Consider the following 14,862-nt stretch of genomic DNA (forward strand, 5'->3'; position numbering starts at 1 on the left):
TACTGCATAAGTGGCTTAATAAGCCAAGTGTTCTAAATAAAGGAGTGATTAATGTGCTATTTGATACACATGTCCATGTGAATGCAGCACAGTTTTCTGAGGATCGTGATGAAACTATCCAGCGGGCATTTGATGCTGGGGTGAAATATATGGTAGTGGTCGGATTTGATCGTGAAACAATTCCGCCAGCGATTGAAATAGCTGAACAATATGAAACAATCTATGCAGCAGTCGGCTGGCACCCAGTGGATGCGGTTGATATGACAGATGAAGACTTGGCCTGGATTGAAGAGTTATCTGCACATCCAAAAGTAGTTGCTATAGGCGAGATGGGCTTAGATTATCATTGGGACAAGTCCTCGAAAAAAGTTCAAAAAGACGTCTTTCGCAAGCAAATTCAATTAGCTAAAAAATTAAATATGCCGATTATCATTCATAACCGTGAAGCAACCGAAGATATTATCGAAATTTTACAGGAAGAAAATGCAAAAGAAATCGGTGGGATAATGCATTGTTATAATGATTCAGTTGATTATGTACAAGCATGCCTGGATATGAATTTCCATATATCGCTCGGAGGTCCTGTAACATTTAAAAATGCGACAATGCCAAAAGAGGTAGCTGTAGAAGTACCGCTAGACCGGCTATTGGTAGAAACGGATGCACCATTCCTCGCTCCGCATCCAAATAGAGGGAAACGAAACGAACCATCATATGTTAAATTGGTAGCGGAGAAAATAGCTGAACTAAGGGAGATTCCTTTTGATGAACTTAGTCAAATAACGACAGAAAACGCCTTTTCTTTGTTTAAAATTGGAAAAAACACATGAAATTTGATGAAATATAAATGTAATAATTGAACATGAATATGGATATTCTTTTGAGACTAGCACTAATGTTAGTCTCTTTTTTTTCGCAAAAAAAGCAAGTCACATCAAGGTTTGGGGGATGCGTGTTATACAGCGGTAATTATTTGTAACTTGAATGTAAACAAACCGTAAACGGATTATCGTTGAAATTGCATACAAGTATTATTATAATCGAAGTCGCGGTAGAAGGAGGCAAAAAGCATGAAGATTTTTTCAAAGCTGTTGCCGGCGTCTAAAATGAAGCTGGTTATTTCTGTTATTGGTGTATTGGCACTGTTTGTATTTTCTGGAGTTACACTATTCGAAGCAACGAAGGCAGAAGTGGTAGTAACAGAAAATGGTGAAAAGCAAAAGGTTAAGACACATGCAAATACAGTAGCTGAACTACTGGCTGAATTAGGGATTACGTTTAGTAAACATGATAAATTGTCACATGATATGGATGCACAAATAGACGATGAAATGAACATTACATACAAAGAAGCCAATAAAATAACGGTAACAATAGATGGCAAAGAACAAACTTATCATACAACGGTAGATACAGTCGGAGAATTCCTAAAGGAAAATAGCATGACCTTATCGGAACATGATGAAGTTTCACATGGTAAGTCAGACGCTGTTCGTGAAGGACTTGAGCTTTCTATTGATAAAGCTTTTCAAATCACGATCAATGATGGCGGAAAGAATAAGAAAGTTTGGACTAACGGTGGAACAGTCGATCAAGTATTAGAGGAAAGCGAAATTTCCTACGATAAGTCAGATAAGATTAAAGCAAACACAGATGGTGAAGTAACCGAAAACACCACTATTAAGGTAGTCCGTGTTGAAAAAGAAACGGTTGAAGTAAAGGAAAAAATTGATTATAAAACAGAAAAACGCGAAGATAAAAACCTTGAAAAAGGGAAAAAACGCGTTATTGAAGAAGGTAATGAAGGACTTCTAGTTAAGACGATTAAAATAATTAAAGAAAATGGCAAGGAAGTTGATCGCAAACTTATCAGTGAAGAAATAAAGCAGGAAAGTGAAAACCGTGTTGTTGCATTTGGTACGAAAGAAGAAAAAGAATTAGTCACCGTTTCCAGCAGTAGTAATGAACCTGATGATTCTGGTGGAAAAGTATATTCGATGCGAGTAACTGCATACAGTGCTGATTGTGTCGGATGTTCAGGTTATACTGCTACAGGAATTAACTTAAATGCAAATCCAAACAAAAAAGTCATTTCTGTTGATCCAAGTGTTATTCCGTTAGGGACAAAAGTATGGGTAGAAGGATATGGAAATGCAATCGCTGCAGATACTGGTGGTGGCATTAATGGAAATCATATCGATATCCATTTGCCAACAAGAGCTGATGCATTGGCCTATGGAACAAGAAGTAATGTCAAAGTTAAAGTTTTAGATTAATACATGATAAAATGCTCTTACCATGGTAAAGTGGTAGGAGCATTATTTATTATTGAAAAGAGGATATTACGTTGAATATAAAGGAAATTATCGTTGTTGAGGGTCGCGATGATACTGCTAAAATTCGTCGTGCTGTTGAAGCGGATACAATTGAGACTAACGGATCAGCTATAGATAACATAATTCTAAAACAAATACAGCATGCTAAAGCTAAACGAGGCGTTATAATTTTTACCGATCCGGATTACCCAGGTGAAAGAATTCGTCAAATCATCGATAAGGCTGTTCCTGGCTGCAAACACGCTTTTTTAACACGTGATAAAGCCCGTTCAAAGCATTCTAATAAAAGCCTTGGCATTGAACATGCATCTATTGCAGCAATTCGACAGTCATTACAAGATGTTTATGAATTAAAGGATTTGGAGGAAAGTGAAATAACGAGGGAGGATCTGATTACATATGGATTAATTGGGAGTCCTCAAGCTAGTTACAGAAGAGACCGTCTTGGTGAATTACTTCAAATTGGACATACGAATGGAAAACAGCTGCTTAAGCGTCTTACCATGTTTCAAATAACGAAAGCCCAATTTGAGCAATCGATAAACCAAGTACTGCAGGAGGAGAAGAATGACAACTAAAAAAATTGCTACCCCTAAACGAACACAGGAAATACTAAAAAAATATGGATTTTCCTTTAAGAAGAGCTTGGGGCAAAATTTTCTAATTGATGTAAATATCCTTGAAAATATTATAAAAGAGGTTGGTATTGATAAATCCACGCTAGCGATTGAGATAGGTCCAGGTATTGGAGCTTTAACAGAGCAGTTGGCACTTCACGCGGACCAAGTCATTGCATATGAAATTGATCAGCGTTTATTGCCAATTTTGGATGATACACTGAAGGAATATGAAAATGTCCAGGTTGTTCATCAGGATATATTGGATGCAAATGTTGATGAAATTATTAAGAGTCATCTAAAACCAAATCAACCGGTTCATGTTGTAGCAAATTTGCCGTATTATATTACGACTCCCATTTTAACGAAATTGTTACGTGATAAATTACCTGTAACAAGTTTTACAGTAATGATTCAAAAAGAAGTTGCTGAACGAATGGCTGCCAAACCAAATAATAAGAGCTATGGATCATTAACTATTGCTGTTCAATATTATACAAAAGCTGAAGTGTTAATGAATGTCCCAAAAAGTGTTTTTATGCCACAGCCAAATGTTGATTCAAGTGTCCTAAGACTTACAACCAGGAATGAGCCTCCTGTCCAAGTGGATGATGAAGATTATTTTTTTTCAATTGTGCAGGCTTGCTTTGCGCAAAGGCGAAAAACATTACGGAACAACCTGGTTCGGTATTTTAATGATACATATGACAAAGAAATGATTTCTGTGATACTTGAACGCATTGGTATTGATGGAACAAGACGTGGAGAATCATTGGATATGCAAGAATTCGCAGTATTAGCTAATGCTTTTCATCAAGCTGCCGAAAAATAGTCAAAAGAAGCTTGGACATAACTAGAACCTTTTACTTTAAAGACGAATAATACAGGATAGGATGTTTAGGACATTCATTTTCAATTGTTGGATCTAATACGTTATTGATATAAACTGCGAATTAGTGGTTGTGTAACACCGCTCCGGAAATACACTTCGCTTTCCGTGGGCGGCTGATGAGCCTACTTGCTCCTACGTCGCTGCGTAGTCTCATCTAGGCCTCAGCTCCCACAGGAGTCTACGTGTATTTCCTTCGCTGGATTGTGTATTACAATTCTAAAAATAAACAAATGTAATGTGATGGATAAAAAAGACTCTAAATCATTTAAATTAGCAACTCCAAGAAACGCGCAGTTCTTTTTAAATCCAACTGCAGGGAAATACTCACTTTCACCGACCCGGATACCAAGGCGGCATCTGCTCAAGCTGACGTTTCAACAGTTTCTTCTTAGTCACGTGACACTAAGAGCGCTTCTTCCGGGGTCTTTAGACACGTACTGTGTTCTCATAGGAGTCAAAGTATTCTGCCTCCACTGGTAGAGGTTTCTTGATTAGAGTGAAGTGTTACCCATGGCTAATAGGCAATGTCACGATAAGCATAGATTAATTTACAGGATATAGTGGGAGCAACACCTAGCGTAGGAAATATATGGAGACTCCTGCGGGAAAAGCAACAGCTGAAGATCCCGCAGGAAGCGATTTTTGCTTCCGAGGAAGCTGAAGCGTTACCCGCGGAAAGCGAAGAGTATTTCCGAAGCGGTGTCATAGGACTCAGCAATTTTTTAAGTTAGTTCGCAGTTTATATCTAATCTGCAATAAAATCCGAACTAATTCGAATTCTATTTCAAGAATTTTGAATTATAGTTCGGATTTTATTTTTTGACTAAATACTTTTGTCCCAGGCACTTTTTTAACTGTAAGAAAGTATAATTATCTTCTTATCCCCACATAACTGCAGGCTTGTATTCAAAGTTAAATGGTTTCCAAGAAAGTAAAATACACGTTTTCATAAGATATCCCTTTTAACGAATGCGAAGTTTTCTAAAATGGCACAGAAGAGCCCTTATTTTCATAGTCTATGATAGGAATGCTTTCATCCGAATGAAGGCTGTGAGGTGGCTTTATGGGCTTTTTAACAGGAGAATTAGTAACACGTATATCACATAAACATGATTTGTTATTTCGTATTGCATCTTTGTCAGAGGATACTGCAATTGTTCATGGCGAAGATATTCGCCTTATTGCAGATGCTTCCCTGGACGATTTAACGCATGTCCAGGAAAGAGATCTGCAGAAAAGGAAACAGAAAGAAAAAGAACAAGAAGAATTTTCCTACCGTTTATTTAGACAGGACTATCAGTTAATGAAGGAAAAACGTGATTATCAATCAAGTGATGGATATCAGACCACATCCAGTTTTTTTCAATTACCTGCAAAAGTACTGCATATCGATGGAGATCGAACCTATTTAAGAAAGTGCATTGATTTATATAACCGGATGGGTTTACAGGTTCACGGGGTTTATGTCAATGAAAAAGAAATGCCATTTGAAATTGGGCCGTTAGTGGAAAAAATCCAGCCTGATATCATTGTCATTACAGGTCATGATGCCTTTTCCAAGAATAAAGGAGTAAAAAATGACCTCCGTGCCTATCGTCATTCAAAATATTTTGCAGAAACAGTTCGTGCGGCACGCCAGAAAACACCGCATTTAGATCAGCTTGTTATATTCGCGGGTGCTTGCCAATCCCACTTTGAATCACTAATAAGAGCAGGAGCAAACTTTGCAAGTTCCCCGTCACGTATAAATATTCATGCCTTGGATCCAGTCTATATAGCAGCGAAAATTGCTTATACCCCATTTATGGAAAAAGTGAGTGTATGGGATGCGTTGCGCAACACATTAACTGGCGAGAAAGGTATGGGTGGAGTAGAAACTAGAGGTCTCCTAAGAACGGGAATGCCTTATATTGCGGACGATGAATCCGAAGAATGAAGCTGATGCAGGAGACATCAGCTCATTCCTTAGCAGTGGGTATAATATTTTTTTGCTATATAAATGCACAAAGGCTTTTACTCCAAAGTATTAAGGTGTCGTTTAAAGCTGAATATCGTATTTAAAGGAATTATGTTAATGGTATCCCAAGATATGTAACAAAATTTAATACATAATTTGTTAACATTTTGAAATAATAGGAAGAGAAGCTGAATTTACTTGTTGACATAGAAAATGACATACTGTTATAATGTTATGTTTTATTTGACGATTATACAAGCTTGTGATATTATAATAATAGTGAGGTGGAGTATAGTGGCTAAAACATTAATAGAAATTAAGCAAGGTCTTGAATGCCAAATTGGTAAGCGATTAAAACTCAAAGCCAATGGTGGTAGAAGAAAAACAATTGAACGATGCGGCATTTTGGCGGAAACATATCCTTCTGTTTTCATTGTTGAATTAGACCAAGATGAAAATTCATTCGAACGTGTTTCATACAGCTATGCAGACGTGTTAACAGAAACAGTGGAATTAAACTTTAATGAAGAGAGAGCGTTAATGGTAGAGCAGTAAACCTAAGTTTACTGCTTATATTTTTATCTAAAAAAGGGGAAGTACAGATGGAATCATTGGAAAAATCACCGGTTAAAGAGGTATGGGACATGATTGATCAGCAATTGCAAGCCAACAAGGCTCCTTATGAAGATGTGAATGCAATTTATCAGTTCCATTTAGTCGATGAGGAAGATGGGCAATACCAATTAGAATTTAAAAACGGAGTAGCAACGATATATTATACAGATGAAAAAGATCCGGACTGTATATTGAAAATGAAAGTAAAACATTTTAAAAAGTTTTTGCTTGGTAATTTAAATAGCACGACAGCTTTCATGACGGGGAAACTTAAAATTGATGGTAATATAAGCTTGGCTTTAAAATTAGAATCTATACTGAAGCAATACCAATTTGACAGCTAAAATATTTCCTTTTTTGTATACATATAACGGGAGTATGTTGCAGATATATACATAAGCTACAAATGTCGTAGGAAGGAACTCTTATACGAAAGGGGATGTTCTTTCATGGCTAGACGTGGTGGAATGATGTCGGACCAATTGAAAGAAGAAATTGCCAAAGAGTTAGGCTTTTACGACACAGTAAAACAAGAAGGATGGGGCGGCATAAAGTCAAGAGATGCCGGGAATATGGTGAAACGTGCATTGGAAATGGCCGAGCAAAATATGAATCAAAATGGCAGACCCTAAATGGGTTTGCCATTTTTGTACCTGTCTAGGAAATTATAAAATTTAAGTGCAGTGGATAACTGGACTCCCGAATCAGCGACGTCCAGCTCCGACGTACAGGACGTACTAGTGCCGGTGACGCCACAGGACGTGGCGTTCTCACCGGCCAGCGCCTAGCGCCTAGTGAACTTTCCCTCCCCGTGTCTACGATAAGAAATAAAGATGTTCGACTAAAACCACCACATCCTATGGGGCAGCTTACGCTCTTCGTGTATCCTTTTCGCTTTCCAAGCATAAGATTCATCTTTACTTTCGCCATCATTGGCGATAAGTAAAGTTCATCTAATCTCAGGGAAAAGGAAGATTGACTAAGACCGCCGCTTTGCGCGGCAACGTTGACCCACCCGCAGCGCTGAGCGCAGTCCATACGGCGCTGAACAGGCGCTTGCGCTTTTGTACTCAGTTATGGCCCTTGGTTCGTGACATAAGGAAATGGACATCGAAAAACAGCTCAGAGTTGTTTATGCTTATGCATGTCACCCAAACCAGTCGCCTTTGCTTTAAATTTTATGATACAATTTGGTTAGTTTTATAAAGTGGGTGACGGAGATGGTTTTATTTGAAAGAGCGCCAGCCAAAATAAATTTATCGCTTGACGTCCTTGGTAAACGTAACGATGGATATCATGAGGTTGAGATGATAATGACAGCTGTAGATTTAGCTGATCGTGTTGAATTATATTCTGTTTATGGAGATATGATTGAGGTATCTGCTGATAATCAGTATGTTCCAAATGATGAGCGGAACCTTGCTTATAAAGCAGCACTTGCTTTTAAAAATAAATACCAGATACATTACGGCGTTAGGATTGAAATAGAAAAAAATATACCCGTGTCGGCTGGTCTTGGTGGTGGAAGCAGTGATGCTGCTGCCGTACTTCGTGGACTGAATCGTATGTGGTCTGTTGGTGCATCTTTACAAGAATTAGCGGAGCTAGGAGCAGATATCGGGTCTGATGTACCTTTTTGTATTTATAGTACTACTGCAATTGGAACCGGCCATGGCGAAAAAATTCGTGAATTAGCCGCACCACCGCCTTGTTTTGTAATATTAGCAAAACCGAATATTGGAATTTCCACGCGAAATATTTTTCAAAAAGTAAATATAGAAGAAATAATACATCCGGACACAAATGAAATCATTCGTGCGTTGGAAGAAAAAAACTTCTCCAATTTATGTGCGAATATTGGTAATGCATTGGAAACCGTGACATTTTCGCTGTGCCCAAATGTACAACATATTAAGGAAAAGATGGTACAGGCCGGTGCCTCTGGTGTGTTAATGAGCGGAAGTGGTCCAACTGTTGCCGGACTTGTCGAGCACTATAGTAAAGCTAAACGCATCTATAACGGCTTAAGGGGATTTTGTGATGAAGTCTATATTGTTCAACTTCTTGATCGTCGTTAAGACTTGATTAAATACGTATAATTATGGTATGTTTGATAATAATTATTCGGTTTTAGAGGTGTATTTATGAAAAGAAGTGAACGATTAGTTTCATTAACAAATTATTTTTTTGAGAATCCCAAGAAACATACGTCATTACCGTTTTTTTCTTCAAAATATAATGCAGCCAAATCATCAGTAAGTGAAGATTTGGTTATTGTTGATCGTGTTATGCGGGAAGAAGGAATAGGTCATTTGCAGACTCTTCCTGGTGCCTCAGGTGGTGTCAGGTACATTCCAAACCTTTCTAGAGAAAACAGCAAGCAATTTATACAGGACCTTTGTAATACGTTGGAGGATCCTGCGAGAATCCTTCCTGGCGGTTATTTATATATGAGTGACATTTTAGGTAATCCAAACATGGTTAAGCAAATAGGGCGAGTACTCGCCTCAGCCTTCTCAGACATGGAAATTAATGTAGTGGTAACAGTTGCAACGAAAGGAATTCCGCTTGCGTACGCAGTAGCATCCTTTTTGAATGTTCCTGTTGTAATTGTCAGAAGGGATCCAAAAGTAACGGAAGGGTCTTCTGTAAGCATTAACTATGTTTCCGGATCATCCCGGAAGATCCAGACGATGGTGCTCCCTAAGCGAAGTTTAAAGGACAATGCCAACGTTTGTATAATTGATGACTTTATGAAAGCCGGTGGCACAATTACAGGGATGACAAGCCTATTGGATGAATTTAATGCAAATGTAAAAGCTATTGGTGTTCTGGCAGAAGCGGATGATGAAGAAGATGAACGAGTAGTAGAAAATTATACTTCATTAGTTAAAATCACCAATGTAGATATTAAACAGAAAAATATTGAGGTTTTGCCTGGTAATCTCCATGCCTGAACCAAAAAAATCTTTCAATTTACGAAAGATTTTTTTTTGCAGTTAAAAAAGTATAAAAACTTAAGTGCAACTAAGGCATTTTGCCTAAAGGATTAAACTCCAAAATATAAGGGATTCTGAGAAAGCATCAATAGGCTTTCATAAGAATTCCTTTAACGTATACCAAGTTTTCTAAGCTTTTTTTAGTCTTTTTAAATTTTTTTTTAAAATAGGCAGGAATTCTCATTGTTTTGTTGAATTATTGATAATAAGTTCAAAAGGGAAAAGGTGGTGAAACATCATGGAAGTAACTGACGTAAGATTACGCCGCGTTAACACAGAGGGAAGAATGCGAGCAATTGCATCGATTACTTTGGATCAGGAGTTTGTTGTCCATGATATCCGTGTCATCGATGGGAATAATGGATTGTTTGTAGCTATGCCATCCAAACGTACCCCAGACGGTGAATTCAGGGATATTGCGCATCCCATTAATTCTAATACTCGTGCAAAAATACAGGATGCGGTACTAGAAGAATACCGTCGTGCTGGTGAAGAAGAAGTGCGATATGAAGAAGCAGGCGCTTCCTAAAGACATGATCAACGAGAGGTCTAATCTGCAACCAGGTTAGCCTTCTTTTTTTGCAATTAAATATAAAAGCAGGAGTGTTTTTCCTAATGGGTTCAGTTACAGGGAAATACATAGATAGTACACTATTTCCGAACCAAAGGATAAAGTGAGGGTTTTCAAGCAAATAACGGAATGAGAGGGTCCGCCAAACGGTCGAAGCGGATCCTCATTCCGTTATTTAGCAGAAAAGGTGTTCTCGTAGTGGTGAGACGGACCCTCGTTCCGCTAATAGCAAAAAATCAACCAAATTTGAGGTAAAAATGACAAATAGCGGAATGAGGATTCATCCCGATGCTTAAAACCAGTGTTTTCAAGCAAATAACGGAACGAGGATCCGCCAACCAATCGAAGCGGATCCTCATTCCGTTAAAGATGGTTCTGCTACAATAGGGGCCAAATGTATGCTAATTCTTATGTAATTTCTAATATTACAAGTATTACCTCGCAGTATATCGATTTTATTATCAGGAACAACAATCTACTAGAATGCAACCTTTTTCCAAAAATTATTAATCTCCATACGCTTCTATCTGTTGAAATCATCTCTTTTTTGAGATATATTCATAATGGATAATTAGAATGGAGGATTCTTCATGGTGAACCGTTATGCTATCATTCTTGCAGCTGGACAAGGCACAAGAATGAAGTCAAAACTATATAAAGTACTTCATCCTGTATTAGGCCGTCCAATGCTGCAGCATGTAATAGGACAATTAAATGTTGTACAGTTGGATGAAATGGTTACGATTGTGGGTCATGGCGCTGAAGAGGTGTCTGATCATATTGGAGATCAAAGCAAGTTGGTCATTCAGGAAGAACAATTAGGGACCGGACATGCCGTAATACAGGCAGAGGAATTATTAAAAGATAAAGAGGGAACAACTATCGTAGTTTGTGGAGATACTCCATTAATTACAAGCACAACATATCAAGCGCTCTTTGATCACCATGAACGAGAAGGTGCTAAGGCGACAATTTTAACAACAAAAGTTCTAAACCCTACAGGTTATGGTAGGGTTATTCGTAATGAAAATAACGAAGTAGAGCGGATTGTTGAACACAAGGATGCAGATGACCAGGAGCTGCTAGTTGATGAAATCAATACGGGTACATACTGTTTTGATAATAAAGCACTATTTCAGGCCCTGCAAAAAGTTTCGAATGATAATGTGCAAGGTGAATATTATTTGCCGGATGTAATTGAGATTTTACGAGGTCAGGACGAGAAGGTTAGTGCCTCAATCACTCCAGATTTTGAAGAAACACTTGGTGTTAATGACCGTGTAGCATTAGCTCAGGCGGAAGCAACAATGAAAAAGCGTATCAATAAAAGACATATGCAAAACGGGGTTACAATTTTAGACCCTGATAACACATATATTGGCCCAGATGTTACAATTGAACAGGATGTCTTAATACATCCTGGATCGATTATCAAGGGAGAAACGATTATAGAAACTGACGCTGAAATAGGTCCTCATAGTGAAATTATTAATTGTTCTATTGGTGTAGCAAGTATTATTAAACAAAGCGTCGCTAAAGATAGTAAAATCGGTAGTCGTGTACAAATTGGCCCATATGCACATATTCGACCAGAAGCATCAATTGGCAATGATGCAAAAATTGGAAACTTTGTTGAAGTTAAAAAGACGTTCATCGGAGATAACAGTAAGGTTTCTCATTTAAGCTACATTGGCGATGCAGAGGTTGGAAGTAATGTGAATATCGGTTGTGGAACGATTACGGTTAACTATGATGGGAAAAATAAATATTTAACAACAATTGAAGATGATTCGTTTATTGGGTGTAATTCCAACCTTATTGCTCCGGTTACAGTCGGGAAAGGTTCTTATGTTGCTGCTGGGTCAACGATAACGAAGGACGTGCCAGAAGATTCATTATCTGTTGCACGTGCAAGACAAACGAATAAAGAGGGCTATGCATCAAGGATAAAAAACAGAAATAAAAACTAACGGAGGGTTATCTCATGGCATCTAGCTACAAGGATCGATCTTTGAAAGTCTTTTCACTGAATTCAAATCGTCAATTAGCTGAGGACATCGCTAGCCATATTGGCACAACATTAGGTGAGTGCACGGTTTCTGCTTTTAGTGATGGTGAAATTCAAATTAATATTGAAGAAAGTATTCGCGGCTGTGATGTGTATGTTGTTCAATCAACTTGTGCTCCAGTTAATACACACATTATGGAGCTATTAATTATGATTGATGCACTAAAACGAGCTTCAGCAAGGTCAATTAATATTGTTATGCCATACTATGGTTATGCTAGACAAGATCGCAAAGCAAGGTCAAGAGAACCAATTGCTGCTAAGCTTGTAGCTGATTTGCTTGAGACAGCTGGCGCTAGTCGTGTGATTACACTTGATTTACATGCGCCACAAATTCAGGGTTTCTTTAATGTACCGATTGATCACTTGCAAGGTGTGCCAATTTTATCTAATTACTTTGAAACGAAGAACTTTGAAGACTTAGTTATTGTTTCGCCCGATCATGGTGGTGTAACACGTGCACGAAAAATGGCCGATCGCCTAAAAGCGCCAATCGGTATAATCGATAAACGGCGTCCTCGTCCAAATGTTGCAGAAGTTATGAATATCGTTGGTAATATTGAAGGCAAGACAGCTATTCTTATAGATGATATTATCGATACTGCAGGTACAATTACTTTGGCAGCAAATGCATTAGTTGAAAATGGTGCTAAAGAAGTTTATGCCTGCTGTACACATCCTGTTTTGTCAGGTCCAGCGATTGAGCGAATTGATAATTCGAAAATCAAGGAACTGATTATTACGAACTCAATTCCACTTCCTGAAGAGAAACAAAGTGAAAAAATTACCGAATTGTCTGTTGCGCCGTTAATTGGTGAAGCAATTATTCGTATACATGAATTGCAATCAGTAAGTATTCTATTCGATTAAACGTTTAGGATGATAAAAATAAGGGAATAAAAAATGCGTAGAAATTTTGTCTATTACTAAAATTATGTTTTAATAGTAAGAGATGATTAGCAAATTTGGCTTATCGCTACCAGCTGGCGAAAGCTTTAGTTGCTAGGAAAGATTTTTGCCATATAAACTTGGTCAAGTTCCAAGTTTTTAAATAATGGAGGGTGATAAACATGGCAGTAAAACTAAAAGCAACAAAAAGAGAAGATCATTCAAAATCTGCAACAAAACAAATCCGTGAAAGTGGAGAAGTACCATCCGTTGTTTACGGGAAAGATAAGGAAGCTAAAGCGATTGCTGTAAATAGCATTGACTTAGTAAAAACTGTTCGTGACGAAGGCAGAAACGCGATAATCTCACTTGAAATTGAGGGCGATAAAGCGGAAGATGTAATGCTCCACGAATATCAAATGGATTCACTTAAAGATGAGTTAATTCATGCTGATTTCTATATCGTAAACATGGCTGAAGAAATGGACGTTGAAGTACCATTGAGTCTCGAGGGTGAGGCATATGGTGCTAAAGAAGGCGGTGTCCTGCAGCAGCCATTATTTGAATTACAGGTAAGAGCTAAACCAGCTGATATTCCAGAGCAAATCTCTGTTGATGTTTCAGAACTTGGTATTGGTGATACGATTGCAATTGCTGATTTACCAAAAGCAAGTAAATATGAATTTCTAGAAGATGCAGATACCACTGTTGCAACGGTAGTACCACCAGATACATTGGATGAGACAGATGAGGAAGTAGATGAAAATGCTGAACCTGAACTTGTTGGTGCGAAAGACGATGAAGAAGAGTAGATAGTTTTCGATTAAAAGCATCTGAACCCTCCTATTTTGTATAGGAGGGTTTTGCTTTATTTTCTGACATAAAGACAGTACAATATAAAAAGTTAGATAAACTAGTCCATAAAGGAAGTAGCAAAATGAAATGTATCGTTGGGTTAGGAAATCCAGGAAGAAAATTTAAAAAAACACGCCATAATATTGGGTTTATGGTAATTGATGAATTAGTTGATCGCCACAATTGGAAGCTAAAGAAGGACAAGTTTAATGGAAAATCAACGGTTGAGTTTCTTGGAGATGAAAAAGTTATTCTCCTGCAGCCACAAACATATATGAACCTTTCGGGTGGATCAATTCGTCCATTAATGGATTTTTATAATATTGATGTTGACGATGTTCTTGTGATTTATGATGACCTCGATCTTCCAACAGGAAAAATCCGGTTACGGCAAAAAGGCAGCCATGGCGGTCATAATGGAATTAGATCTACTATTGAACATTTGGGTACCAAGGAATTCAAACGGCTCAGAATTGGTATTGGACGTCCTTCAGGGCCAATACAAGTAGTTGACTATGTACTTGGATCATTTCCAAAAGAAAAACATGAAGCAGTTGATTCCAGTATTCAAAAAGCAGCCGATGCGTGTGAAGCATGGTTAGAAAAGTCGTTTCCTGAAGTTATGAATGAATTTAATAATTAAAACCACATATAGTATAAAAAGATGCTTTTCGGATAAACTTTATTGTACCCCATGTTTATTCGAGGAGGTTTTTTGTATGTCTATTGTCTATAAATGTAGACATTGTGGACATGAAATTGGAAAATTAAATCAGCAAGTAATAGATACGTCGATGCTGGGATGGAATGAATTATCAACTGAGGATAAACAAGAAATGATTCACTATCAGAATAATGGTGATGTTCATATTCAAACCATTTGTGAAAACTGTGAAGAATCGCTTGGCAGCCATCCACAGTATCATGAGTTAGACTATTTCATACAATAACATACGCAAAATAGCTTTGGTTATTTCATTAACGTTAGTAATCGATTAGCAACGGAAGTACAGGGAAGAAAGTCTACTAGTTGCTAGGCGATGCCGCTCAACGCTAGCCAAGGC

Annotated in this window: 16 protein-coding genes; all 16 read left to right on the top strand. The window is 37.8% G+C overall.

Features of this window, described 5'->3' with window-relative positions:
- Positions 1–53: 53 nt before the first annotated feature.
- The 16 genes from J2Z82_RS16555 to fin all read left to right on the top strand — a co-directional run bounded on the left by J2Z82_RS16555 (position 54) and on the right by fin (position 14,748).
- Positions 54–830, top strand: coding sequence for a TatD family hydrolase (locus tag J2Z82_RS16555; RefSeq protein ID WP_209481925.1), 777 nt, complete (start codon positions 54–56; stop codon positions 828–830).
- Positions 831–1,070: 240 nt separating this feature from the next.
- Positions 1,071–2,276 (top strand): resuscitation-promoting factor, encoded by a 1,206-nt coding sequence (locus J2Z82_RS16560; RefSeq protein WP_209481926.1) that lies wholly within the window; start codon positions 1,071–1,073, stop codon positions 2,274–2,276.
- Between the two features lie 71 nt (positions 2,277–2,347).
- Positions 2,348–2,914, top strand: a complete 567-nt coding sequence (gene rnmV / locus J2Z82_RS16565) for a ribonuclease M5 (protein WP_209481927.1) — start codon at positions 2,348–2,350, stop codon at positions 2,912–2,914.
- Positions 2,904–3,785, top strand: coding sequence for a 16S rRNA (adenine(1518)-N(6)/adenine(1519)-N(6))-dimethyltransferase RsmA (gene rsmA, locus J2Z82_RS16570; protein WP_209481928.1), 882 nt, complete (start codon positions 2,904–2,906; stop codon positions 3,783–3,785). Before rnmV ends, rsmA begins: the two co-directional genes overlap by 11 nt.
- 1,123 nt (positions 3,786–4,908) lie before the next feature.
- Complete coding sequence (yabG, locus tag J2Z82_RS16575; RefSeq protein WP_209481929.1) at positions 4,909–5,781, top strand: sporulation peptidase YabG; 873 nt, start codon at positions 4,909–4,911, stop codon at positions 5,779–5,781.
- 315 nt (positions 5,782–6,096) lie between these two features.
- Complete coding sequence (gene veg / locus J2Z82_RS16580) at positions 6,097–6,357, top strand: biofilm formation stimulator Veg (RefSeq protein ID WP_092490955.1); 261 nt, start codon at positions 6,097–6,099, stop codon at positions 6,355–6,357.
- 47 nt (positions 6,358–6,404) lie between these two features.
- Complete coding sequence (locus J2Z82_RS16585) at positions 6,405–6,761, top strand: SCP2 sterol-binding domain-containing protein (protein WP_209481930.1); 357 nt, start codon at positions 6,405–6,407, stop codon at positions 6,759–6,761.
- 105 nt (positions 6,762–6,866) lie between these two features.
- The gene (locus J2Z82_RS16590; RefSeq protein ID WP_092506314.1) at positions 6,867–7,049 is read left to right on the top strand and encodes a small, acid-soluble spore protein, alpha/beta type; all 183 of its coding nucleotides are present in this window, start codon (positions 6,867–6,869) and stop codon (positions 7,047–7,049) included.
- A gap of 588 nt (positions 7,050–7,637) precedes the next feature.
- Positions 7,638–8,495: a 4-(cytidine 5'-diphospho)-2-C-methyl-D-erythritol kinase gene (ispE, locus tag J2Z82_RS16595; RefSeq protein WP_209481931.1), complete on the top strand. Its 858-nt coding sequence runs from the start codon at positions 7,638–7,640 to the stop codon at positions 8,493–8,495.
- Between the two features lie 66 nt (positions 8,496–8,561).
- Positions 8,562–9,374, top strand: coding sequence for a pur operon repressor (purR, locus tag J2Z82_RS16600; RefSeq protein WP_209481932.1), 813 nt, complete (start codon positions 8,562–8,564; stop codon positions 9,372–9,374).
- Positions 9,375–9,654: 280 nt separating this feature from the next.
- Positions 9,655–9,945, top strand: coding sequence for a septation regulator SpoVG (gene spoVG / locus J2Z82_RS16605; RefSeq protein ID WP_092506310.1), 291 nt, complete (start codon positions 9,655–9,657; stop codon positions 9,943–9,945).
- 632 nt (positions 9,946–10,577) lie between these two features.
- Complete coding sequence (gene glmU / locus J2Z82_RS16610) at positions 10,578–11,957, top strand: bifunctional UDP-N-acetylglucosamine diphosphorylase/glucosamine-1-phosphate N-acetyltransferase GlmU (protein ID WP_209481933.1); 1,380 nt, start codon at positions 10,578–10,580, stop codon at positions 11,955–11,957.
- 14 nt (positions 11,958–11,971) lie between these two features.
- Complete coding sequence (locus J2Z82_RS16615) at positions 11,972–12,925, top strand: ribose-phosphate diphosphokinase (protein ID WP_209481934.1); 954 nt, start codon at positions 11,972–11,974, stop codon at positions 12,923–12,925.
- 200 nt (positions 12,926–13,125) lie between these two features.
- Positions 13,126–13,755, top strand: a complete 630-nt coding sequence (locus J2Z82_RS16620; RefSeq protein ID WP_209481935.1) for a 50S ribosomal protein L25/general stress protein Ctc — start codon at positions 13,126–13,128, stop codon at positions 13,753–13,755.
- A gap of 125 nt (positions 13,756–13,880) precedes the next feature.
- Positions 13,881–14,441, top strand: a complete 561-nt coding sequence (gene pth / locus J2Z82_RS16625) for an aminoacyl-tRNA hydrolase (protein ID WP_209481936.1) — start codon at positions 13,881–13,883, stop codon at positions 14,439–14,441.
- Positions 14,442–14,517: 76 nt separating this feature from the next.
- A complete protein-coding gene (fin, locus tag J2Z82_RS16630; protein ID WP_209481937.1) occupies positions 14,518–14,748 on the top strand; it encodes an anti-sigma-F factor Fin in 231 nt (76 codons plus the stop codon).
- Positions 14,749–14,862 lie beyond the last annotated feature (114 nt).

This window comes from Virgibacillus litoralis, from assembly GCF_017873675.1.
GTDB lineage: Bacteria > Bacillota > Bacilli > Bacillales > Amphibacillaceae > Lentibacillus > Lentibacillus litoralis.

Bases quoted from the DNA above. Each gene is read 5' to 3' on its own strand.
- J2Z82_RS16560 (WP_209481926.1), top strand. From the start codon at position 1,071: ATGAAGATTTTTTCAAAGCTGTTGCCGGCGTCTAAAATGAAGCTGGTT.
- rsmA (WP_209481928.1), top strand. From the start codon at position 2,904: ATGACAACTAAAAAAATTGCTACCCCTAAACGAACACAGGAAATACTA.
- yabG (WP_209481929.1), top strand. From the start codon at position 4,909: ATGGGCTTTTTAACAGGAGAATTAGTAACACGTATATCACATAAACAT.
- J2Z82_RS16585 (WP_209481930.1), top strand. From the start codon at position 6,405: ATGGAATCATTGGAAAAATCACCGGTTAAAGAGGTATGGGACATGATT.
- J2Z82_RS16590 (WP_092506314.1), top strand. From the start codon at position 6,867: ATGGCTAGACGTGGTGGAATGATGTCGGACCAATTGAAAGAAGAAATT.
- ispE (WP_209481931.1), top strand. From the start codon at position 7,638: ATGGTTTTATTTGAAAGAGCGCCAGCCAAAATAAATTTATCGCTTGAC.
- purR (WP_209481932.1), top strand. From the start codon at position 8,562: ATGAAAAGAAGTGAACGATTAGTTTCATTAACAAATTATTTTTTTGAG.
- spoVG (WP_092506310.1), top strand. From the start codon at position 9,655: ATGGAAGTAACTGACGTAAGATTACGCCGCGTTAACACAGAGGGAAGA.
- glmU (WP_209481933.1), top strand. From the start codon at position 10,578: ATGGTGAACCGTTATGCTATCATTCTTGCAGCTGGACAAGGCACAAGA.
- J2Z82_RS16615 (WP_209481934.1), top strand. From the start codon at position 11,972: ATGGCATCTAGCTACAAGGATCGATCTTTGAAAGTCTTTTCACTGAAT.
- J2Z82_RS16620 (WP_209481935.1), top strand. From the start codon at position 13,126: ATGGCAGTAAAACTAAAAGCAACAAAAAGAGAAGATCATTCAAAATCT.
- pth (WP_209481936.1), top strand. From the start codon at position 13,881: ATGAAATGTATCGTTGGGTTAGGAAATCCAGGAAGAAAATTTAAAAAA.
- fin (WP_209481937.1), top strand. From the start codon at position 14,518: ATGTCTATTGTCTATAAATGTAGACATTGTGGACATGAAATTGGAAAA.